This window comes from Exiguobacterium acetylicum DSM 20416 (assembly GCF_000702605.1).
Taxonomy (GTDB): Bacteria; Bacillota; Bacilli; order Exiguobacteriales; family Exiguobacteriaceae; genus Exiguobacterium_A; species Exiguobacterium_A acetylicum.
The window spans coordinates 1,006,295-1,028,758 of sequence record NZ_JNIR01000001.1 but is presented as its reverse complement, the minus strand read 5'-3'; the positions used below and the strand labels follow the sequence as shown (position 1 = coordinate 1,028,758).

Below are 22,464 nucleotides of genomic sequence, written 5' to 3'. Positions count from 1 at the left end.
TCAGCTTCTTGATGCTGACGGGTCTATTTTTTGAATCAAAGTAGATCATTTTTATACTTGTAATCCTTTAAAATCGTTTCCGCGTCTTTAGTCGTCCAATCTGCTATCGATTCTGAAGGATGTTTTTCAAGATATGCGTCCATGATATCTTTACCTAATCGGTACATACTCCACATAGGTACATCCTGTTTCTTATTGCCGTCCATGATATCATCTTGCGTTAACTCACCATTTTTCATTAAACGTAGAACACGCTGTTTCGTCTCTTCTTCTAATGGCTCGACCCAAGCTGGTGTCACACCTTTAACGACGCGTTTCGCGAACTGATCCGCTTTCCCTTCAAGGAGGAGTGAATGGATCAGTGGACTAGCTTCCTCTCCTAAGGAAGTATCTAGCTTCATCCGATCATATAAAGCAGTGTGGTGATATTCATGGGCTACTGCATATTCCAACATTTTCTTATCGTAGTCAGCGGTAAGGAATAGCATGAAGCAATCTCTAGTTGCCAATCCTGCGACCCCTCCCATGACATCCATACGCTCCATGAATTCCGAGTTAACAGGCACGATGAATATCGTATTCGTTTGTTTTGGTAATGCCCGATATGAAGCAGTGTAACTTTTTTCAATGATTTTTTTGATCTCTGTATCTTGTTTCATCAGCTCTTTCGTCCGACTCACCAATTGTTCTTTATACTCAGTTGCTTGTAGCATAAAGTAACTTTTCATATATGTTAGATCGAGATCTTGTTGCTCACCAATTTCATCGATGTAACCTAAGACATGTTTTAGGTAACTGTTCGTGTTGTCGTCTGAGTTTCCTGTCTGCATCGCTTCTTCTAAGTACTGATTGTATTGCGTATAGAGCGGAACGATCTTGACCTGATCCTCTTGACCAATCTTGATCGTCTTGTTTTTAATCGTTTCGTCGTTCGGTGAAAAGAAGTTTTCTGTCCTTTCCCAAACGGTACAACCCGATAAGGTAACCAACATCAAACAGAGTAATACGAGCCATCCCTTTTTCAATGTAACCCCTCCCTCAGATTTATGTCTCAATATTTTATACTGTCATTTAATAACAAAAGTTTCATATTTTAGATAAAAAGTCCACCTCCAGATTGACTATAAACAAAAAGAACCTTGAAGCGTCGCAACACTTCAAGGTTCTCCTTCTTTCATGATCCCGTACTCGCAAATGCCTTTAGTCCTAATAACCAGAACCGATAAGCAATCAAACAGGCGATGATCGCGACAAGTGGTGTCGCGACTGCCATCGCGCCGTAACCTCTTCCGTCAAAGAAATACATCGCCGGATAAAAGGCGGTAAATCCGAACGGAATGATGTAGGTCAAGACGAACATCAACACCTTTGAGTAAATCGTCATCGGATAACGGGCGAAGTCACTCAAACTGAAGACCGCTGAGACGATCGGTAAACTATCGACCATCCAGAACGAGAACGTCGCAAAAAACAGGTTGATTGCGATATAGAGCAATCCGCTCGATAAGACGAGCACGAGCAACATCAAGACATCACCGAAGCTCCAAACCATATCGAGATGATCCGAGGCGATGTACAGTACGCCACCGCCAATCAATAGTTGACCGAACCCGTCTTGCTGGACCCGCTCAGCGATGATTTGAAACAACGGATTGACTGGGCGCATCAACAACCGATCCAGATTCCCGGTCCGGATGTACTGACAGCCGATCGTCCAAAGATTATCAAAGAAGATATGATGTAAGGCTCGTCCTAAAAAAGCGATCCCGTAAATGAATAGGATCTCGTAAAAGTCCCAGCCGTTTAGCGTCTCGATATGCTGAAAGACGACCGACAGGAAAAAGAGTGAGGCGAACTGTTGACCGAAGACCGACAAGACACCGATCAGGAAATCGATCCGGTATTCCATCATCACTTTAAAATGACTTTTGACATACAACCAGTAGAGTTTTATGTATCGTTTCATCCGCCGAACACCGTCACTTTCCGGATCGCGAGCGCGAACGTGATCCGCAAGATGACAAAGAATCCAATCAACCAACCGATTTGAATCAGTAACGCTTGCAGGATACCGCTTGCCCCGATCTCTCCCGTATAGATTGCAACCGGGACGTAGACGAGTGAAGCAAACGGTAAGTACAGACTAATCGTCTGAAACCAGTCCGGAAACAGCGTCAACGGGACGATCGCACCGGACATGATCGTGATGACGGCGTCTTGTAAGACGGATAGTCCCCAAATATTGACGGTGTAGAAGGCGAAGATGCCGACGAGCAGGTCAATCAACGTCGCAAGCAACACGGCACAAAGAACGCTGCCTACGAAGGCGAGTCCAGCCAGCCACGACTGTGGTCGATCCACGCCGATGAACAGGATTGAGACGAGAACGAGTGGCAGGATCGAGCGGAACAAGACCGAGACTTTTGAGCCAATATCTTGAGCGAGTAATTTATCGAGCAAGTGATACGGACGGAGCAACTCGATTGCAATCGCCCCTTGTTTGATCATTCGGGCAAGATCACGTCCGGCACCCCCTCGGAACTGATCGATCATCGTCGCAAGCACCGCATACGTCAGCATCGTCGACAGTGAGATACCGGAGACATCGGTCTTATTGGCATACACGACTTGCCAGAAGAAATAGAGGATGAACAAACGCATCGTCACGCTGAACATGCTTGCCCAGTACCAGGCCGTGTAGGCGAGATCAACCTTGATTTGGGACCGCATCAACGCGGTATATTTACGGATTCTCATGCACTGATCCCCGCTTGGTAGAGCTTGCGGATTAACGTCTCCATCTTCGGTACGGACACGGAGACGTCCCGAACGGCGTACAGCGAAACGATTTCCTTGATGACTTGACCGCTTGACAGTTCTCGGTCGTCGAAGGCGAGCTCATACGTTAGTTCATCCGTCTCAAACATGATCACACGATTGATCAACACTGTCGGTAAAGCGAACGGCACCGGTTCTTCGAGCGTGATTCGAAGTGTCCGCTCGTGACTGAAGGATGCCTTCAATTGATCAATCGTATCGTCATAGATGATCTTGCCGTCATCAAGGACGATCACCCGGTCACAAACTTCCTCGATGTCCTGCATATCGTGCGTCGTCAAGATGACGGTCGTTCCCCAGCGATCACTCATCTCGCGGATGAAGTGACGGATCGTCTCCTTGATCTCGATATCAAGCCCGATCGTTGGTTCGTCGAGATAGACGACTTTTGGTCGATGCAGGAAGGCTGCGGCTAGTTCACAGCGCATCTTTTGTCCGAGCGACAGTTGTCGGACCGGTACGTCTAGAAGCGGTGCGAGATCGAGCTTCTCCCGAAACCACGCGAGCGTTTCGTCAAACTCGGACGTCGGTACTTGATAGATTTCCTTCAACAGCTCAAACGATTCTTGGACCGGAATGTCCCAGAACAGTTGTGTCCGCTGACCGAAGACGGCTCCGATTTGTGACGCGTTCTTGACGCGGTCGGCGTGTGGATCAAGTCCGAATACCCGGACGTTCCCCGCGTCCGGACGTAAGACTCCAGCGAGCATCTTGATCGTCGTTGATTTCCCCGCACCGTTGAAACCGATATAGCCGACGCGTTCTCCTGGCGCGATCGTCAAATCAATCGCTTTGACTGCCTCTTTCGTCCGGTATGTCCTGCGAAAGAGTGCTTTGATCGCCCCGCGTAGCCCCGGTTCCCGTTGTAGGATTTGATAGTGTTTCGTCAGTCCTGTTGCTTTGACGGCATATGGTTGCATGTATTCTCCCCCTTTTTGTGCAAACGCTTTCCGAAAACGTAGTATACCAAAAAAATCCAAGATTCTTCCATCTCTTTTGAAAATTTTTCTCGATATTCTGACGTAGTCGCGTAATAATAGATGAAAAAGGAGTGGTCTGACCATGCTATTACGCCATATGACACATCGGCTTCATATGAAATCAATCGTGACGCGCGGTGGGTTGTCACCGACATTTCAAATCGATGCACCAACAGGCTGGATCGCCTTTGAAGTCGATCCTCCAAGCGTAGCGTATCAAAATCACTTTCATCAATTGAAGAGTGATTGGCAGGATGGAGATGTCGTTACGCTCGAATTTGACGGGGAGCGGATGCAAGCGGCAGGCTTCGAGATTCTGCAATCATCAGAAGACGTCCGCAATCAACAGGCAGAGAGATTAGGCGTATCCATCGAGGAAATCGGCTCGTATGCATTCATTCGTAATTTCGTCTCACTTGATTATCTAATCGAGTCTTCACGCGAGAAAATCTCCGAATATTATTGAGCTAGACGAGAAGTTCTCTTTTTTAAAAGATAAGGAAATATTGATATTTCTCAACATCGTTAGGGTATCGGACCAAGTACTGTATAAATGCTTTTAAAATGAATCATTTCGAGAGGAACACGAACATGTGGAATACATTGAATCATCTTATCCTCAACGTCGCTCTGACCTTTTTCTTCGTGCTCATCTCTCTGTTCTTTTTTAAACGATTTCAGTTTCGAAACACGTTCGACAGCTGGTTGAAGAAAAATCTGTTAGTACTGATTCTTGCGACAGGTGCCGACTACTGGATCATCCATAATGCCATCACCTATGAGGGATTTCAATTCGACTTATCGATTACCTTGATTGTCATCGCCTTCATTTATGGAGGTATTAGTAGCGGCTTCATCACGACCCTCGTCTTCGCTTTCCTTCAAACGTTCGTTTTTGATTCCGCTCATGCCTATTGGCTGATCGGTACGTATCTGATCGTCAGCATCGTTGTCTTGTACTTACAAAATGAAGCACCGGATCGATTCATCTCGTTTCCAATCATCTTCACGATTGCACTCATTCTCTGTTTACCATACGTTCAACATGTTCAACCGAATGATATGACAGCAATGACTGTCTTTCTCATCGGGAATGGTTGCGCCGGTCTCCTCTTGCACAGCATCTTGCATCAAGTCCGCTGGCACTTCACTCAAGTCCGGATGCATCGGCGTCTCGCCTTGACGGATACGTTGACAGGTCTCGATAATCGACGTCGCCTAGAAGAGACCGTCCAACGATACAAATCCCAACAGACAGACTTTTCAATCATGATCATCGATGTCGATCATTTCAAACAGGTCAATGATACTTACGGTCATGACCGCGGTGATCATATCTTACGACAAATCAGCTCTTTGCTTGCATCGTATTGTCCCCCAACTTGTGTGCTCGGACGATTCGGCGGTGAAGAGTTCATGATGCTGTTGCCGGAGCATTCGTTGCCGAAGACGCGTCGACTCGCGGAACAAATCTGTGAAGCCAGTGCTAAGCGGTCGTATGAGTTATCAGCGACGGAACCGCTGCAAGTGACGTTATCGATTGGGGTGTCCCGCCAAACTCATCAACCGTCTGAGACCCATAATTTTCTGCAGACGATCCAGCAGGCAGACGCTGCCTTCTATCAAGCGAAGAAGAGTGGTCGGAATTGTGTCTTTCATCATGACCCGTTACGTTAAAGAAAAAAGTGCCCCCTCGCGTGACGTGGAGGGGGCACTGCTATCTGAAATGGAGGAACGAACGTGGAAATCACGAATGTCTTACGCTTTACCGATCGCGATGGCTTTCGACAGTGGCTGACGAACCACGCAGATCACGCGACCTTCTGTTGGGTGATTCTCAGTCGAAAACAAGGCGGAGATGGGTTACTTTATCTCGATGCCGTCGAAGAGGCACTTTGCTTCGGCTGGATTGATGGAATTGCAAAGAAGACCGATGACGGTGAACTGGCGCAACGATTCACCCCGCGTCGAAAAAACAGTAACTGGACCGAACTGAACAAGGAACGGGTCCGTCGCTTAGAGCGCCTCGGCTTGATGCAATCGTCCGGACGACAGGTTCTACCAGACATGCGTCCTGATGCGTTCGTCATCGATGACACGATCCAAGCGCGTCTTCAAGAAGACCCGATCGTCTATGAACAGTTTAATGACTTCCCGGAACTCTATCGACGCATCCGAATTGATACGATTCAAAGTGTCCGCAAGGATCCTGTTCTCTACGAAAAACGTCTGCAAACGTTGATTGAAAAAACGAAACTGAATCAGATGTACGGTCAGTGGAATGATGGTGGTCGTCTTTTACTCGAAGATGTTCCGGAGACGGAATCAATAGCTGATCGGTCAGACCGCTAAGAAGATCTCTTCTAACGATTGGCGTTCGATCTGTACCTCGTAGACTTTGACGTCTTGTTTTGCAAGCATGACGAGTAACTCTGGAATATCTTCTTCCGTCGTTAGAGTTAGCTGTGTATACTCATCGGTTTGTGACAAAAGTCGAGCGTATGCTGGCAGATGCGATGGCTCTACTCGCGGAACAGTCCGAATACGGATTTGAATCTCCTGCCTCATTGCTTCTTGTAAGGACGCAACGGTTCCGCAGCGGACGATTCGCCGCTCCGCCATGATGGCGACACGGTCACACATCTTTTCGATCTCATTCAAGTTATGCGAGGTCAAGAAAATCGTTTTCCCCTCCGCTTTTAATGCAAGCAACAATCGCTGGATCTCGATCGCCGACTCTGGATCAAGACCGGACGTCGGTTCATCTAAAAAGAGTAATTCCGGATTTCCAGTGAGCGCTTGTGCGATACTGATCTTTTTCTTCATCCCGAACGAGAAGCTCCCGATCTTTTGTCGCTCCGTCCCGCTTAATCCGACCTGTTCGAGCAAACTTCCAACTTCTTGCTTACTGATGCGAACTCCTGATAATCCTGCCATGTATTCGAGGAACGCACGTGCCGTCATATCATGATACAGATTCGATGTATCCGGCATGACCCCGATTCGTTGTTTGACGGCATCCAGTCGATCAACGGGTTCACCGAGGAGCGAGACGGTTCCGCCTGTTGCTTGCGTAATCCCGGTCATGATTTGAATGAATGTTGATTTTCCGGCACCATTACGACCTAAAAACCCAAAGATTTCTCCAGGCTCGACCGTCAAATCCACCTCTCGTAAGACTTCTTTCGCACCGAACGATTTCTTCAACCCTCTTACTTCAATCGCATACATATTACAAATCCTTTCGTTTTAGCTTTAAGTAAGCAATCGTCAAGAACACCCCACTCCACAAAACAGGTAACACTAACAACGTTCCAGACATAATGACGGCATGATACGGCAAGATGTATTGAAACGGTAGCAGATACCGTTTTTCTGAGAACGCTGACCAGAGACCGATGATCGGTACGACAATCCCGAGAAAAATACCGAGGAACATCGTCAAACCAGGCTTCGCAATCATCGTAGACAAAAAGATGTTGAAACTGGTGATGTAGATGATGACAATCAGAACCGTCAGATAATCCATCCAGAACCATTGCTGTGCGTAGAGTGAGACAATCAGGAAATTGATCGTAAGCGTCGCGCACCAGAACAACAATGATCCGAGAAACTTCTCCAAAACGATTCGCAGACGCGACGTCTTCGTGACCAGTAAACGAATCGTCCGCGTCTCGATTTCACGATTGATGATGTCGTGTGGTAACGCAGCCACGAACAGAAAACCGAAGAACAGGATGAAGAACTTAATGCTTGAAGTATAGGCAGACGGTTGATTAACGCCAGCAAGCAGTTCCGGATGCCTCGTCAAATACGATGCTGTGAAGACGGACGTGATCGTCAGAAAAAGAATCAATAGAATCGCTTTGATGCTTTTGAAGCTGCTCGTGAATTCTTGTTTTACGATTGGAAACATGACGGACTCCTTTGGACATATTTTTGATTAACGCAAGCGTTCTTTTACTTTCGTGACAAGGACACCGAGTCCATATAAGGTAACGGCTGTTAAGAGCATCGTGATGATGGTTTCCATGTGAATTCTCCTCTATATAAACGACGTGTTATCTTACTCTACGCTACTCCTTAAAGAAAGTTTCCTTATTTTTCAATTCCCAACATTCTCCTCATGGTACAGTAAAAGAAAAAAGGAGACGGCAAATGAAACGTTATACGATCACCTGTCAGCAACAATCCGTCCACATTACGGAATGGGGAACCAAACAGCTTCCGACGATTGTCTGCTTTCATGGACTCGGCAGTACGAGTCTCAGCTTCATCGAAATCGCCGAAGCGCTCGCGGACGAATTCCGTCTGATTGCGATTGATTTACCCGGTCACGGCAAAACACCAGCTTTCTCAGACCCTCTACACTATCGCATGAAGCCGCTCACAGACTGGATTGATGAAGTTCTAAATGAACTCGATATCCAACAGTTTTATGCCTTATCACACTCATGGGGCAGTGTTCTGTCACTGTATTATTTGATTGAACATGCGGACCGTGTGCTCGGCACGATTCTGATTGACGGCGGCTATCACAGTAAACGACTTTACGGTCGTTCCGTAGAGGAAGAAGTCGCCTTTTATGAACAAGATTTCGAGGATTCCGTTTCGACATGGAACGAATTTTTGGATATTGCCGTTTATGCCCCAAACGCCCGTCGCTCGCCCTCCCTCGATCTAGCCGGAGCCGATCTCCTTCGGATGGAGGAAGGACGATTCCACTGGCATGCGCGAGGAGAGACGGCTGCTGCGATCGTACGCGCGCTTCACCACGAGGATGTTCTTGATTTCCTCCCGGACGTTCCACCAGCGAACATTCAGTTGTACGCCGCAACGTTACCGACAGATCAAGCATCGATCCGTCAGCAGGCAACGAACCGATTACATGAGATAACGCAAGCGACGGTCCATTTCGTCCCGGAGACAGGACATCTATTACACTGGGATCGTCCAGACGTCATCATCGAAGCGATTCGTCACTACTGGACGTCCGGAAAAAGATTGTCTTTCATTTGAAAAATGATTTATCAAAATTAGGCGAGAATACTCCCACTTCTAAACGTTGAGGGCGAAACCCTAGTGAAAGTGGGAGATGAATCGCCAACTATCCTTTAGGGTATGCTCCCTTCAAGGAGGTGAAAAATCATGTTAAAACATAAGGCTTACAAATTCAGAATATATCCGACAAAAGAGTAGGAAATCCTGATCGCCAAGACGATTGGTTGTTCACGATTCATCTTCAACCACTTCTTGGCGAAGTGGGATGAAACCTATAAGGCGACAGGAAAAGGACTATCCTACGGCTCTTGTTCGAAAGAAATCCCTTTGTTGAAGCAGGAGTTCGACTGGTTAAAAGAAGTTGATAGTACGTCTATGCAGACCAGTGTCAAGCATCTAGCCGATGCCTACGACCGCTTTTTCAAAAAGCAGAACGAACGACCTCGCTTCAAATCGAAGCGTAACCCTGTCCAATCCTATAAGACAAACATCCAGGGGAAGTCCCAACTACCTGAAGTCTCGATTGTCGAGAATAACCTCAAACTCCCGAAGCTGAAGTGGGTTCGTTTCGCCAAGTCGAAACAGGTCGAGGGTCGCATCTTGAACGCCACGATCCGACGAAAGGCTTCTGGCAAATACTTCGTCTCCCTGCTCGTCGAGCAGGAGGTCAACGAACTGCCCAAGACCGGCTCATCCATCGGTGTCGACGTCGGGCTGAAGCACTTTGCCATCCTGTCGGACGGCACGGTGTACAAAAACGACCGCTACTTCCGCATGCTAGAGAAGAAGCTAGCGCGAGAACAGCGGAAGCTGTCCCGACGTCAGCTCATCGCCCTGAACAAGAAGATCAAACTCTCCGAGGCGAAGAACTACCAGAAGCAGAAGCGGAAGGTCGCCCACATCCACGAAAAGATCGCCAACAAGCGGACCGACTTCCTTCACAAGGTATCGACCGAGATCGTCAAAAACCACGACGTCATCGGGATCGAGACCTTGCAGGTAAAGAACATGCAGAAGAACCGCAGGTTGAGCAAGTCCATCTCCGAGGTCAGCTGGTCGGAGTTCTTCCGCATGCTCGAGTATAAGGCCGCCTGGTACGGCAAGACCGTCGTGAAGGTCGGGAAGACCTTTGCCTCGAGCCAGCTCTGTTCGAGTTGCGGCCATCAACACAAAGACGTGAAACATCTTGCTCTACGTGAATGGACATGCCCGAGTTGCGGGGTCCATCACGACCGCGATGTGAACGCAGGACTGAACCTCAAACAAGAAGCCGAACGAATCTTGGTCTCTTCAACCGTCGGAACGACGGGGTTAGCCTGATAACGTTTCGACCGTTAGGTCGAATAACTCAGGAATCCTCCACCTCTAAGCAAAGCGTAGGTGGAGGTAGTTCAATATGGAATTAGAGTAAAAAGGAGGGGTTCCTATGCTAAAACGGTTAACGTTCGTTTGTGTAACCTTATGCGTCGCGATCGTCGCCGTGCTCGTCGCAGCACGCCATTCAACAGGCAATACCATCTCGTTAGAGGAGCCGTTATCGGTCTACATGGCGATTGGTCTAATTGTCTTCTTATTCCTACCACCACTCATCCTATCGTTTTTCGAAAACCCTGTACTGAAGATTGTCAATGTCATTTATCAATCACTAATCGTCTTTAGCTTCGTCGGATTAATTCCGGTCGGCTTCTTGATTCCGAATGGTTCTTCGACAATTATCGTCGCCGTCCTCGGAACGGTCGCTAGTCTTGCGAGTGTCATCGTGACAATACGAAGTCACTCGATTTTATCTAACTATTCTTCTGACGTTCGTTAATCCACTTTTTTAGGCTACTTTCGACGCGATAGTCGGAAGTAGTTTTAATTTTCTTCTATAAATTTATTTATCAATAAGCTCATTTTTATTAATTTTTTTGATTCATGCGGGCGTATTCTAATCACGTAGCCAATCGGCAAACGAAAAAGGAGGAACATATCATGAGTAAACACATCTTAATGGTTGTCACGAACGCAAAGGAAATGAAGGAAGGTCACGCAACTGGACTTTGGTTGTCTGAGTTCGCAGAAGCATACATTGAGTTCAAGAACGCAGGATATACAGTCACAGTCGCAAGTCCGAATGGCGGCGAATCACCAATCGACGCACGGAGCCTTGCAGACGAAGTCCCAGCTGAGATCCAAGCGACAGCTCCACTCTTTAAAGAGACACTTGATTTGAAATCAATCCAGGACTTCTCAGCATTCGATGCAATCTTCATGCCAGGCGGACACGGAACGATGTTCGACTTACCACAAAGCGATGCCTTGAACAACGCCCTTCGGACATTGTTTGAAGCGAATAAAACAGTCGCTGCAGTCTGCCACGGACCAGCTGGACTCGTTAGTGCGACACTTTCAGACGGAACACCACTCGTCGCTGGAAAAACGATCGCAACGTTCACGGATGAAGAAGAACGCGCGACAGGTCTTGACGTCTACATGCCATTCTTGCTTGAGACACGTCTTCGTGAACTCGGTGCGAACATCATCACGGCTGACAACTTTACGGAAAACGTCCAAGTCGACGGAAACCTCGTCACGGGTCAAAATCCACAATCAACGATCGCAGTCGCGAAAGCTGTCATTAATACACTCAACTAATCGAAACAAGAGATCCTTTGGATGAAGGGTCTCTTTTCATAGGAGGTTATTCGATGATTCAACTGATTGCCCGGATCGAAGCGCATCCGAATCAAGGCGAACAGCTCGCTTCTATCATCGAAGGTGTGATCGCACCTTCTCGTGCCGAGGCAGGCTGCCTGATGTATCAGGCACACCGCGCTATCGACAAACCGAACGTCTTCTTTTTTTACGAACAATGGCATGATCAAGATGCTTTCGATCAGCATGTCGCCTCACCGCACTATCAAGCCTATCGAGCAGATAGTGCGAGTCTCGTCGCTGATCGTGCGTTGACATTCTTAGATGACGTATCGAAGTAATGTATATTTCATAAAAAAAAGTCCAATCCTCTCAGCATTTTTGCTTGTGGATTGGACTTTTTTCATACGATTCAACCTAACGCTTTAATCGCCTGCTGCAAAACCGGATCATGACGAGATTCCGTTCGATAGGCGACGTATAACTGATTCGTCGCGAATCGTTCCGGTGCAATCCGCTGGACCCGTCCAGCACTGACCGCTACCTCGACGAGATAATCGGGGAGGACGCTGATCCCGTGCCCCGCTTCGATGGCTTTTAGAATCGCGTCGACGTTCGGTAAAATCATTTCCGGACGGATCCCAGGTCGTTCCCCGAACTGCGTCTGATAGTACCGACGAATGATCGGCAGCTCGAGTCCGTAACTGATCCAGCGCTGACGGGCCATCCATTCCTTTAGATCCACTTCCGGAACTTCGTAGCCAATCGGGGCGATCAAATGAAAGCGTTCGTCAGCGATCGGGACGTACTGGACGCCTGGCTCATCAATCCGTTTCGTTGCGATGATGAAATCGAGCTCATTCGAGAGCAGCCGTTGCAATAAGGGAACCGTCAAATCAAAGATGGCCGTGAATTGGGCGATGTCGAGCGGCAATTTTGGCACGATCCCATGCGTGACGAATTCTGTCGGTCCACCGAACTTCAAGACTGGACGAGGTTGTTCCCCTGCTTCGTACTTCATCTCGAGCGATAACTCTTCAAGCCGATCAATCAACCCGACGACTTGTGTATAGAGGGCTGTTCCGGCGTCTGTCGGAATCATTTGCCGAGGTGCACGGATGAACAAAGACGTCTCAAGCTCTGCCTCGAGCGCCGCGATATGCTGACTGACCGCTGGCTGCGTCAAAAAACGAATTCGGGCAGCTGCCGAGACGGAACGTTGTTGGTAGACATGGATGAAACTGCGATACCATTCAAAATCAATCATGTAATGTTCTCCTTTAAGTTTACTCTCTCCCTGATTATAGAAAGACTAAATACATAAGACAAACAATGATTTATCTAGAGTATCATAAAAATATTTATGAATGATTTGAATAAGATTTTTTAAATTTTATAATTGAACATTGTATTAAGACTGTATGCCGTTCAACAGATGAGATAGTCTTGATACAACATGATACTATGTACACATACTTACTTGAAAGGTCGATGAACCATGAAAAAATTTCGCGGTAAACGCCGTTATTTTAAAAATCTAGAACTTGAATTCAAAAGTTATTCTTCTCCCTCCTATATTGATTCAGACGACTGGCATGTGCACCCTGACTTTTATGGTCATGGCAATACGAGTCTGCGCCTTCGTAAAGCACATCTTCGGATCGCGTTGAGCGCTTTGCAGGACATGCGCCAAAAACTCGAGGAAAAACAGATCGAGCATCAGATTTATATGACAATCGCCCGCGAGGATGCTTCGCAGGACGCACTACATGTTCACACGCAAAATCCGGTTGGAACACCGTTTCCACTTGAACAGATTCAGTCGCTCTCCCTTTCTGCAGATGTTCCAGAATGGATAACGGATCTCTTTTCGACCCATGCGTATACGATTTATCAATCACAAGAGGAATTCACGGATTTTACGGAAGACGAACCTATCACATCGACCGTCACGCTTTTTTACATCATACCTAGCCCTTAAATCGACACGAAAACGAGCTACCCTTTCTTTAACTGGAAGAGGTTAGCTCGTTTTGTTCGTTTTCTCTTATGGTAGCAAGACGACTTTGCCAAATTTGCCAGCTTGTTTGAAGTACGCTTGGGCTTCTCGCGCTTCAGCGAGCGGGAACATCCGGTCGATGACCGGCTGAATCGTCTGCGTCCGAACTGCCTCAAGCAGCTTCTCGTAATCATGACGATTGCCAAGGACGGATCCTTGCAGACGGATATGCTTTAAGTAAAGCGTTCGAAAATCAAGCGACGTCACCTGTCCCCCGGACGATCCGGAAATGCAGTACGTTCCGCCGCGCTTTAGCAGCTCAAGACCTTTTTTAAACACGGCATCGCCGACGACATCGAGAATCGCATCGACCGGACCGACTTCTTGCATGACTTGTTGATCCCAGTCCGGCTCACGGTAGGAGACGACCAGGTCCGCCCCGAGTTCGTGCAATTGATCCGTTAGCTTCAAGTCACCAACGAGTGCGACGACACGCGCGCCGAAGACACGCTTCGCAATCTGGACGTTAAGTGAACCGACACCGCCACTGGCGCCTGTTACGAGAACGGTCTGCCCTTGTTGTAAGTCGAGTTGCTCGACCATATGCCACGCCGTCAAGCCACTGACCGAGAAGACGGCACTGTCCGTATAGGAGGCAAGCGGCATGTCGTAACAGAGCTTAAGCGGCCAACGAACGTATTCAGCGTACCCGCCGTCATACTCGGAACCGATGAACGATAAGTTCTCGGCACTCTGTTCGTCTTTGATTTCTCCACTTGCTGTGAACGGAAACAAGACAACGTCACGACCGATCTTCGATTCTGCGACACCGTCTCCGACCGCGACGATCCGTCCGCTGATGTCTGAACCGGGGATTCGTGGGAATTGCACACCTTCTGCTTTCCAGCCTGATTCACTCTCCACACCATAGGCGCCTTCCCGCATCCAGATTTCTGTATTGTTCAAGGCACAGGCTTTGATTTCAATCAGCACCTCGCCTTGTTTCGGTTGTGGTGTTTCCATATCAATGTACTTCAGTTGATCGAGTCCACCATGTCCTATGACCGTGACTGCCTTCATGTTTTTGCCTCACTTTCTTTTCGTTTAGATATAGCATCTCTTATCCTTTACCCTTTTGTTTTTACATACACACCACGTCAAATAAATGATCAAACTCACCAAAAATTAAAAACTGAATATCTTTTCATTTAAAAGCTTTTCTATTTGATTTTTTCTTTTGGTAAAATAAAGAAAATACCAAGGAGGTGCCTCATGAAACGTGGTTTAACGTTAGCCGTTCTACTTATTCTAGTCGTGTGCATCATCGTTTTTGAACCGTTCCGGGGTGCACCGCCGAAACCTGAAGTTAAGGCGAACGGAAAGGATGTTCCGACCGTTCAAGGCTCTTATTGTTGGGATAGCTTACTTCGCAGTCAATGTGTCGATAAGATATATCGCAACGGACTTGATATGACAAAAGAGCAAAAACCGGTCAATGTCTCTGCCGGGGCACCTGTCCGTATCGAGTTAACCGGGGACCTCGAAAGCGTGAAACTATCGCAGTGGAATGATCAAAAAGAGGATGCCACTGTCACTTTGAAAAATGATCAGTTCAACGCACCCACAGAACCCGGTGTCTATGCCTATGAATTGAACTCCCGCTGGAAACAAGGCGACGGACAATTTGGATTCTCGTTAAAAGTTCAGTAAACACAATAACCCCTCTGTCGTCTCTAGGCGTCAGAGGGGTTTGCTATCATCCGGTTTGACGGTACAGTTGCAAGATTCCGAAGACGGTCAAGATGAGATAGCCGGTTCCGATGAACAAAAAGACCGGGCGAATCAATTGATCCTTCGGTTGTCGCGTAATGCCTTCGAAGAAACAACTGACAACGAAACCGAGAACGAGGATTCCACCATACATGAAGAGGAAGGTTACGAGAAGACCAACGAGACTCGGATTCGATAACGAAGGTGCTAACCATATGAGACCACTGACTAATGAGCCAAGCACAACTATCCCCATTACGATCCCGATAAGTGGATGGATCTTGTTCAGTCGTCGCATCATATCATGGCGTTTGACGAGACGCTCCACTAAGGTCATCGCTGACAGACAGGTCAGTAAAAATAAGATTAAGAAATAGATCGCTTGCTCGACTGGACGAAACGTCGTGAAAAAGACAGCTCCGGTAAGAACTAGGAGTGGAGATATGAAAAAAATCAAACGCTTCATTTCTTTTCCTCCTTTCGAACGACTTTCTTGATGGTGAACGCGTGACCATGACAATGTATCATACAACCTGTTACATCTTTTACCATTTTGATTATTTTTCCAATTCTGATACCTATGTATCATTTTCAATAATTGTAAAAAAATTGATAAAATTCTTTACTGTTTCATTCTGCATATGCTAGGATGAGACAAATCACATGAATCAAACGCGTCGAAGAGAACAGTACGTCATCTCGGCTTTTCCTAGAGAGCTCCGATTGGTGGGAAGGAGCATCAGCCATTGACCGAACCAAGCCTCTGAGCAGCACGGTGGAACCGAATCGGGGATATCGTGACGGGTGCTCCCGTTATCGAGCTCAGGTATTTGCCGTTTAAAAGCGGTCGTACCGATGAAGGCGGTACCGGTGACGGTCTCGCGAACAGGGGTGGCACCACGACACGCACAGTCTCGTCCCCAAGACCAACGTCTTGGAGGTGGGATTTTTTTATTGGCTTAAAACACAATAAAAAGGAGTGTGTCGGATGTCGAATTGGAAATACCCTGGATTGCTATTACTTGGTGTCGGTGTCTCGAACATCGGCGCTTGGGTCTACTTCATCGCCTTGAATTTAATTGTCCTTGAACGAACGGGATCAGCGTTCGCCGTCTCCGTTCTCTATATTCTGTTGCCGATCTCCGCGCTGTTGACGAGTCTTTGGTCCGGTAGTGTCGTCGATCGGATCAATCAACGTCGCTTGCTCGTGTTGCTTGACGTCGGGCGTGCCGGGCTCGTCTTTTCACTGACACTGATCGATTCACTGTATGTCCTTTATGCGCTCGTCTTTATCCTGAACATCGGCAACACGCTGTTTGAGACATCGTCGTTGATCTACATGACGAAGCTCGTCCCGGAGAACAGCCGCCAACGGTTCAATGCGTTAAAGAACTTTATTCAATCGGCCGGCTTCATTCTCGGACCGTCGATTGCCGGCTTCTTGTTTTTGATCGGTTCCCCGGAGACGGCGATCATAATGAATGCGGGAGCACTAATGTTTTCTGCTATTCTCCTGTCCTTCTTACCGAACGTTCACATTAAATCGAAAGAAAAAACAACATTCTCAATTCGAGTGATTCTCACGGACTGGAAAGAGACCCTTCAGTTTGCACGGACGCGGCGCTACATCACGCTCGTCTACGCCTTCTATGCGTTGATGATTGTCCTTATGAGCGGACTTGATTCACTCGAAGCCTCGTTTGCGACGATTGTCCTGCAGATGGATGAGAGCACGTACGGGTTTCTCGTCAGTATCGCCGGAATCGGTATCATCTGTGGTTCTGCGGTCAATGCGACCTTCACGCATCGCTTGTCGCTCCGCTTCTTGATTCAATTCGGAGCACTGGTGACACCGATCGGTTATTTGATTTTTGCCACAGCGACGTCATTCTTGACGGCAGCGATTGGCTTTTTCTTGCTGACGTTCGCCCTTGCGTTTGCGAACACCGGCTTCATGACGTTTGCTCAAACGCATATTCCGGTCGACTTGATGGGACGATTCCTCAGTAGTATCCATGTCGTCCAGTCAGCTGGTGTCATTCTCTTGACGGCGTTGATAGGTATCTATGCCGAGACCTCGATTCGCTTGGCGTATACCGTCTCTGCAGTCAGCTTCCTGTTCGTCGGTGGATTGATCGTCTTCATCGTCCAAAATCGAACGAAGCGTCATTATTTTACGACGGAAACGGATGAAACAATCAAGCTTTCGTCATGAGAAAGGAAGGTATTCATGGACCTGACCGCAGAACGAATTTTCCTACGCCCGCTTAACGTGACGGATGCACACGTCTTATTCGAACAAATCCAGGATGAGACATTACGTTACCTGACTGGTACGACGGCGACGTTTTCGCTCGAACAGATCGAACGACACATTCTTTCGATCCAAGCTGATCCGACGCGCTTTGACTTCGCTATCTGTTTGAACTCCGGTGAAATAATTGGCGAGTGTTCGATTTTAGACATCGATGTAAAGTTGAAACAAGCGGGCTTTCGCATTTCGATGCGCGCCCTCCCCTGGACCGGTCTAGGATACGGGTCAGAAGCGATCGCGTGTATCATCCGCTTTTGTTTCGAGGAACTCCGGCTCCATCGACTCGAACTTGAAGTGTTTTCCCATAATGAGCGAGCCATCGCTGCGTATAAAAAAGTTGGCTTTCACATCGTAGAATCGATTCCTGACGCTTTACTGTACAATGGCGTTTCGTTTGACGAGATCATCATGCGGAAATGCAATCCATTCCTTACTTTAAAGAATCAATCCTGATGTAGCACCTCCTTCGTGAGGTGCTTTTTCTAATCTAATAAAAACTAACATACCTAATTAACAGCTTTTTTAGTCAATTCACTTTTATTTGTATATAATGGAAAAAAAAGAAATATATGGATAAAAGAATATCTTATTGAAAGGAATTTTATGCAATGACCAATTAATCAAATCGAAATGAGGTGGAGAACTTGCTGAGATTCATCTGGAACTCCTGGTGGCGCAATAAGGAGCGGTTCATTCTGCTCCTCGTCGGCGTCCTGATCGTCAGTACCGGACTCAGTTACTTGATCGGTACGACGCAAGCGAACAACGGAACGGTCGTCGATGAACTGCAAAAACGTTGGGGATCGTCTTACGATATCGTCGTTCGACCGGAAGGCAGCCGGAGCGTGACGGAAGATTTGAAGTTGCTTGAACCAAACTATACAAGTGGTCTTGACGGCGGCATCACGCGTAAACAATATGAGACAATCAAAAAAATTACAGACGTCGAAGTCGCTGCCCCGATTGCGATGATCGGAAATAGTTATATCGATGCGAACGTCGGTACCCACACGATCACCGATCCCGGCATCTATAAACTGACGATCACCGATTCCCAAAATACCGGTCTGAAGATGGAAAAAGATACGACGACTTCCTTCCTTGCTGCCGGTTGGGAACCTCCAAGCGGGACACGTGTGAAAGGCGTGTCTTTATTAGAACTCGGAGAACAACCATTATTCGCTTATGGTAGTGCGACGATGCTCGCTGGAATTGATCCGGAAGCCGAGGCGAAAATGGTCGGACTGGATCAATCGACTAAATCCGCTACATACAGCCGCTATTTTAAAACGGATGACAGTCCCGTTGACATGGGGAGTGACGTCTATCAAATTCCGATCTTATTAAATCAGCGCGAGTACGTTGATGCCTTCCGGACATATAAATATGAAAAAGTTGATCTCCCCTTACAGAATGATTCGATCAATACGACGATGGAGCAAGTTATTCAAAAAGGTGGCTACAAGTACCTAAACACGTTACCTTTATCGGATAAAAAAACATATAAAGTCACGACTTCGGATACGCAGAAGACATTAGTGAATGACATTCTAAAAAATACGGTTCCAGAAGAGCCTTCCGGAAGCTTTAATTGGCTAGCACTCAAACCATCACCGATTTCCTATCAGAGTGTCGCTAGTCCCTACCCATCCCGGTGGCCATTCAGCTACCAGGTCAAACCATATGAAGTCACAAACGATAGCCTACTAGCCAAACGAACGATGTACCGTGAAGCACGTCTATTTGGAACAGACATTAATAACATGCCTAAAATGCGTTTTAATTACATTGGCGTCTTTGATCCGAAAAAGCTAGACATTTCAAAAGATCCGTTAACGGAACTACCAATGGAGACCTACTTCCCAGCGAAGGCTCAGTGGGTCATGGATAAGAAGGATCGTCCAGTTAATCCACCACGTGATGTCAAACCGACGAACGATGCCTATGACTTCCTGACAAAACCGCCTTCAATGCTGACAACACTGGATGCTGCCTTCAAGTTACGAGGCAAAAAAGCAATCTCTGTCATTCGCGTCAATGTCAAAGGGGTCGAGACGATGAATGCAGAGAGCGAAAAGAAACTCCACGCGGTCGAGCAAGAAATCGAAGATAAGACAGGACTGATCACAGACGTGACGCTCGGTTCCTCTCCGCAACTCGCTTTAACCTACTTACCTGGTCTAAAAGGAGAATCGGCACTCGGCTGGGTGCAACAGCCGTGGATCAAGCTTGGCTCCTCGATGGCTATTTTCCAAGAAGCCAAGGTCGGGATGAGTGGGGTCATCTTAAGCGTCATCGCGGTTGCTTTAGTGTATGTCTTTAGTTCAAACATCATTTTGCTGTTTGCTCGGAAAAAGGAATTCGCGATTTTACTGTCGCTCGGTTGGCGCCCGCGTCAACTATCGAAGTTATTATTCTTTGAAGCGACCCTCTTAGGAAGCTTCGTCACCTTGATTTCTTGGGCGATTCTCGGCTCATTCTGGTTGACGACGAGCCATGCGACTTCAGTCGGACGTATCATCCTGATTGGTCTCGTGGGTCTTCTCATCTACTGGGGCGGCACACTTGTTCCGATGGCACTCATTCGGAAAATTCGTCCTTATGAGAGCATGAAGTCGGGGGAAGTTTCAAAAGGACGCCGGATTGTCCGTGCTCGGGGTATCGTCGGCATGAGCATCAACCAGCTCGCGACCTATTGGCAACGCACTCTTCTTTCAATCGTTGCGATTGCCTTACCTACAAGCCTGTTCATCTTCTTCCTATTCGTCACGTTCCGCTTAAAAGGTGTCTTATATGCGACGTGGCTCGGTGAATTCGTCGCCCTAGAAGTCGGAACGATGCATTATGTCGCGATGGGCGTCGCACTCATGATTGCCATTCTAACGACGACAGAAATCATGTGGCAGAACGTCAATGAACGAAAAACACAACTTGCCGTCTTAAAAGCCACCGGTTGGCGAGATGGGTACATCCGCTCGCTCGTCCTGATTGAAGGGGTGATGACCGGACTCTTTGCCGGCATACTCGGTCTTCTCGTCGCTCTCGGGATGATTGGCTTTGTCTACAATCAGTTCCCGGTCAGCGAACTCGGCTTCTTAAGTACGATGTTATTGATCCCGATGTTAACTGGTGTCCTCGGTGCATTGCTCCCTGCACAACGCGCCGTACGAATTACACCAAATGCTGCTATTGGGAGTGTGGTCATCAACTCGAAAGCGACAGAGCGTCGCTTTAAAATCGCCCTTGGAACGACGGGTGGCGTCTTACTCGCTGCTGTCGTCACCCTCTTCTTCTTCGCATCGTCTGAGAATACTGATACATCGACGACTCCGGTCACGTCAAAAGTACCGACTGTCCAAACGACGGGAAGTAAGTTACGCGATATGAAAAATGATTCAAAGCCAACTGAAAAAGCACCGTCTAAGTCAACTGCGACGACCATCGACAAGCTGATGGAACAAGGCTTAGTTCAAACCTATCCAGGTGATCCGCTCCATAAACAGAGTACTTTCCATGTGGATCGGTTAATTCAGACACCACCCGCGTCGCTCGATTTACCGACACTCAAGTATGAACGTTATGTGACGGTACCAGTCATCCTACATGAAAAGGGAGAGAGTGACATCGGCTATGCGGTCTACAGACCGAATACTTTCACGCTTCAAGATGCGAAAGGACATTCTTATGAACCCATTGATTACGTCAATCACAATGAAAAAGCATGGGTCAATGCTTTTCAGTATTATCCTCCGTATCGCTCTCAAGTAGATTTGGTCTATCGCGTGCCAGATAAAAAAGCGACCTATGTACTGTTAGCGGACGGGGCTGCAGTCGGTAAAAAAATCACAGTAAAGATCGCTTTATAGAAGCGTACGAATTAAACCTGTTTTCTACGTATGAGCAACATCATCTCGATGTTGCTCTTTTAATTCCTACGAACGCCACTTCAGCAATCCGAATACCACACTTCTCTGATACACTGAGTCATGGAAGTTACATTACGACATATTTAGAACGGAGTCGAACCATGACATATTTCATGTATCTATTTTGTTTGATCGTCTGGGGACTGAACTTCATTGCTGTCAAAATCCAAGGAACACCTGTCGCCTTGGAAGTATCCCTGACCTATCGATTAGCAATGACCGCTGTTCTCTTCATCCTATTCGCGTTATTTGTTAAACGAATGAACAAACCTACCGCGACGGACATGCCTTTCATCGTCGTATTCGGAGTCTGTAACTTCGCTCTGAGTTACTTATGTCTCTATTACGCGACGATGTTAAGCTCTGCCGCCATCGTGACGTTGATTTTCTCACTCAAGGTCATTCTGACACCAATCGCTCTGCGCTTGTTTTTAAAAGAGACCCTCCATGCGCGCGTTTGGATTGGCGGATGTTTTGGTATCATCGGCGTCGGTGTCCTGATTGTTCCGAGTCTAAGCAGCATCCATGGACTGACCGATTTAAAAGGTGTCTTGATTGCCTTGGTCGGCACGCTATTAACAGCAGTGGGTGACGCCAGTTCAGCGCGGAACGCCAAGCAACGAATCAACCCGGTCCACGCCAACGCGATTGGATTCACTGTCGCGAGTCTACTGATGGGCGCAATCGTCATGATTCAAGGAACACCGCTTACGCTCCCGACAACCGTTACCTATCTTTCTGCCTTACTGTATTTAACCGTGATCGCATCGTTTCTTGCCTGGCTGTTTTATTTGAAACTCGTCGAACGGATCGGTGGTGCGAAGAGCGGCTATATGGTAGCACTATTCCCGTTGATCGGCGGTGTTGCTTCAGTATTGATCGGTGAATCGACGCTGTCTCTTCCTTTAATCATCGGGTGTCTATTTAGTTGCATCGGGGCTTCGATTGCTCTAGGGATTCGTCCGTTTCGGCAACGAAATAAAGTATTCAGCTAATGTC

The 22,464-nt window shown here is 47.4% G+C and carries 23 protein-coding genes and 1 pseudogene; 15 read left to right on the top strand and 9 right to left on the bottom strand.

Going from position 1 to position 22,464, the window contains the following annotated elements:
- Positions 1-35: 35 nt before the first annotated feature.
- From P401_RS0105420 to P401_RS0105405, 4 genes are all read right to left on the bottom strand, one after another.
- Positions 36-1,025 carry a DUF2268 domain-containing putative Zn-dependent protease gene (locus tag P401_RS0105420; protein WP_029341577.1) on the bottom strand — a complete coding sequence of 330 codons (990 nt, stop codon included), beginning with the start codon at positions 1,023-1,025 and terminating at the stop codon, positions 36-38.
- 149 nt (positions 1,026-1,174) lie between these two features.
- Positions 1,175-1,966 carry an ABC transporter permease gene (locus tag P401_RS0105415; protein WP_029341576.1) on the bottom strand — a complete coding sequence of 264 codons (792 nt, stop codon included), beginning with the start codon at positions 1,964-1,966 and terminating at the stop codon, positions 1,175-1,177.
- Positions 1,963-2,757 carry an ABC transporter permease gene (locus P401_RS0105410; RefSeq protein ID WP_201770438.1) on the bottom strand — a complete coding sequence of 265 codons (795 nt, stop codon included), beginning with the start codon at positions 2,755-2,757 and terminating at the stop codon, positions 1,963-1,965. Before P401_RS0105410 ends, P401_RS0105415 begins: the two co-directional genes overlap by 4 nt.
- A complete protein-coding gene (locus P401_RS0105405) occupies positions 2,754-3,758 on the bottom strand; it encodes an ABC transporter ATP-binding protein (RefSeq protein ID WP_029341574.1) in 1,005 nt (334 codons plus the stop codon). Before P401_RS0105405 ends, P401_RS0105410 begins: the two co-directional genes overlap by 4 nt.
- 142 nt (positions 3,759-3,900) lie before the next feature.
- Between P401_RS0105405 and P401_RS0105400 the strand changes: the two genes are divergently transcribed.
- The 3 genes from P401_RS0105400 to P401_RS0105390 all read left to right on the top strand — a co-directional run bounded on the left by P401_RS0105400 (position 3,901) and on the right by P401_RS0105390 (position 6,170).
- Positions 3,901-4,284 carry a hypothetical protein gene (locus tag P401_RS0105400; RefSeq protein WP_029341573.1) on the top strand — a complete coding sequence of 128 codons (384 nt, stop codon included), beginning with the start codon at positions 3,901-3,903 and terminating at the stop codon, positions 4,282-4,284.
- A 125-nt stretch (positions 4,285-4,409) separates the two neighbouring features.
- Entirely contained in the window at positions 4,410-5,495 is a 1,086-nt protein-coding gene (locus P401_RS18035; protein WP_051656256.1) for a GGDEF domain-containing protein, read from the top strand.
- Between the two features lie 63 nt (positions 5,496-5,558).
- A complete protein-coding gene (locus tag P401_RS0105390) occupies positions 5,559-6,170 on the top strand; it encodes a YdeI/OmpD-associated family protein (RefSeq protein WP_034785982.1) in 612 nt (203 codons plus the stop codon).
- Here the strand turns inward: P401_RS0105390 and P401_RS0105385 are convergent.
- Positions 6,159-7,049 (bottom strand): ABC transporter ATP-binding protein, encoded by an 891-nt coding sequence (locus P401_RS0105385; protein WP_029341570.1) that lies wholly within the window; start codon positions 7,047-7,049, stop codon positions 6,159-6,161. The genes P401_RS0105390 and P401_RS0105385 overlap by 12 nt on opposite strands.
- Before the next feature lies 1 nt (position 7,050).
- Complete coding sequence (locus P401_RS0105380; RefSeq protein WP_029341569.1) at positions 7,051-7,734, bottom strand: ABC transporter permease; 684 nt, start codon at positions 7,732-7,734, stop codon at positions 7,051-7,053.
- A 242-nt stretch (positions 7,735-7,976) separates the two neighbouring features.
- On the opposite strand from P401_RS0105380, the gene P401_RS0105370 reads away from it, so the two are divergent.
- The 5 genes and pseudogenes from P401_RS0105370 to P401_RS0105350 all read left to right on the top strand — a co-directional run bounded on the left by P401_RS0105370 (position 7,977) and on the right by P401_RS0105350 (position 11,797).
- Complete coding sequence (locus P401_RS0105370; protein WP_029341568.1) at positions 7,977-8,837, top strand: alpha/beta fold hydrolase; 861 nt, start codon at positions 7,977-7,979, stop codon at positions 8,835-8,837.
- 129 nt (positions 8,838-8,966) lie between these two features.
- A pseudogene (tnpB, locus tag P401_RS17570) lies at positions 8,967-10,139 on the top strand (IS200/IS605 family element RNA-guided endonuclease TnpB).
- Positions 10,140-10,245: 106 nt separating this feature from the next.
- A complete protein-coding gene (locus P401_RS0105360) occupies positions 10,246-10,632 on the top strand; it encodes a hypothetical protein (protein WP_029341567.1) in 387 nt (128 codons plus the stop codon).
- Between the two features lie 161 nt (positions 10,633-10,793).
- A complete protein-coding gene (locus tag P401_RS0105355) occupies positions 10,794-11,456 on the top strand; it encodes a type 1 glutamine amidotransferase domain-containing protein (RefSeq protein ID WP_029341566.1) in 663 nt (220 codons plus the stop codon).
- Positions 11,457-11,509: 53 nt separating this feature from the next.
- Positions 11,510-11,797, top strand: a complete 288-nt coding sequence (locus tag P401_RS0105350; protein ID WP_029341565.1) for a putative quinol monooxygenase — start codon at positions 11,510-11,512, stop codon at positions 11,795-11,797.
- 71 nt (positions 11,798-11,868) lie between these two features.
- Here the strand turns inward: P401_RS0105350 and P401_RS0105345 are convergent, their stop codons facing one another.
- Positions 11,869-12,723, bottom strand: coding sequence for a LysR family transcriptional regulator (locus P401_RS0105345; RefSeq protein ID WP_029341564.1), 855 nt, complete (start codon positions 12,721-12,723; stop codon positions 11,869-11,871).
- A gap of 231 nt (positions 12,724-12,954) precedes the next feature.
- Between P401_RS0105345 and P401_RS18030 the strand changes: the two genes are divergently transcribed.
- Positions 12,955-13,437, top strand: coding sequence for a hypothetical protein (locus P401_RS18030; protein WP_051656255.1), 483 nt, complete (start codon positions 12,955-12,957; stop codon positions 13,435-13,437).
- Positions 13,438-13,503: 66 nt separating this feature from the next.
- On the opposite strand, the gene P401_RS0105335 is transcribed toward P401_RS18030, so the two are convergent.
- Positions 13,504-14,535, bottom strand: a complete 1,032-nt coding sequence (locus P401_RS0105335) for a zinc-binding dehydrogenase (RefSeq protein WP_029341562.1) — start codon at positions 14,533-14,535, stop codon at positions 13,504-13,506.
- Positions 14,536-14,727: 192 nt separating this feature from the next.
- On the opposite strand from P401_RS0105335, the gene P401_RS0105330 reads away from it, so the two are divergent.
- Positions 14,728-15,165: a hypothetical protein gene (locus P401_RS0105330; RefSeq protein ID WP_029341561.1), complete on the top strand. Its 438-nt coding sequence runs from the start codon at positions 14,728-14,730 to the stop codon at positions 15,163-15,165.
- 46 nt (positions 15,166-15,211) lie between these two features.
- Here the strand turns inward: P401_RS0105330 and P401_RS0105325 are convergent, their stop codons facing one another.
- Positions 15,212-15,691, bottom strand: coding sequence for a hypothetical protein (locus P401_RS0105325; RefSeq protein WP_029341560.1), 480 nt, complete (start codon positions 15,689-15,691; stop codon positions 15,212-15,214).
- A 338-nt stretch (positions 15,692-16,029) separates the two neighbouring features.
- On the opposite strand from P401_RS0105325, the gene P401_RS19220 reads away from it, so the two are divergent.
- From P401_RS19220 to P401_RS0105305, 5 genes are all read left to right on the top strand, one after another.
- Entirely contained in the window at positions 16,030-16,188 is a 159-nt protein-coding gene (locus P401_RS19220; RefSeq protein WP_422653567.1) for a hypothetical protein, read from the top strand.
- 25 nt (positions 16,189-16,213) lie between these two features.
- The gene (locus P401_RS0105320) at positions 16,214-17,440 is read left to right on the top strand and encodes an MFS transporter (protein ID WP_029341559.1); all 1,227 of its coding nucleotides are present in this window, start codon (positions 16,214-16,216) and stop codon (positions 17,438-17,440) included.
- A gap of 15 nt (positions 17,441-17,455) precedes the next feature.
- Positions 17,456-17,992, top strand: a complete 537-nt coding sequence (locus P401_RS0105315; RefSeq protein ID WP_051656254.1) for a GNAT family N-acetyltransferase — start codon at positions 17,456-17,458, stop codon at positions 17,990-17,992.
- Positions 17,993-18,174: 182 nt separating this feature from the next.
- Positions 18,175-21,405: an ABC transporter permease gene (locus tag P401_RS0105310; RefSeq protein ID WP_236627074.1), complete on the top strand. Its 3,231-nt coding sequence runs from the start codon at positions 18,175-18,177 to the stop codon at positions 21,403-21,405.
- A 161-nt stretch (positions 21,406-21,566) separates the two neighbouring features.
- The gene (locus P401_RS0105305) at positions 21,567-22,460 is read left to right on the top strand and encodes a DMT family transporter (protein ID WP_029341556.1); all 894 of its coding nucleotides are present in this window, start codon (positions 21,567-21,569) and stop codon (positions 22,458-22,460) included.
- Positions 22,461-22,464: the final 4 nt, after the last annotated feature.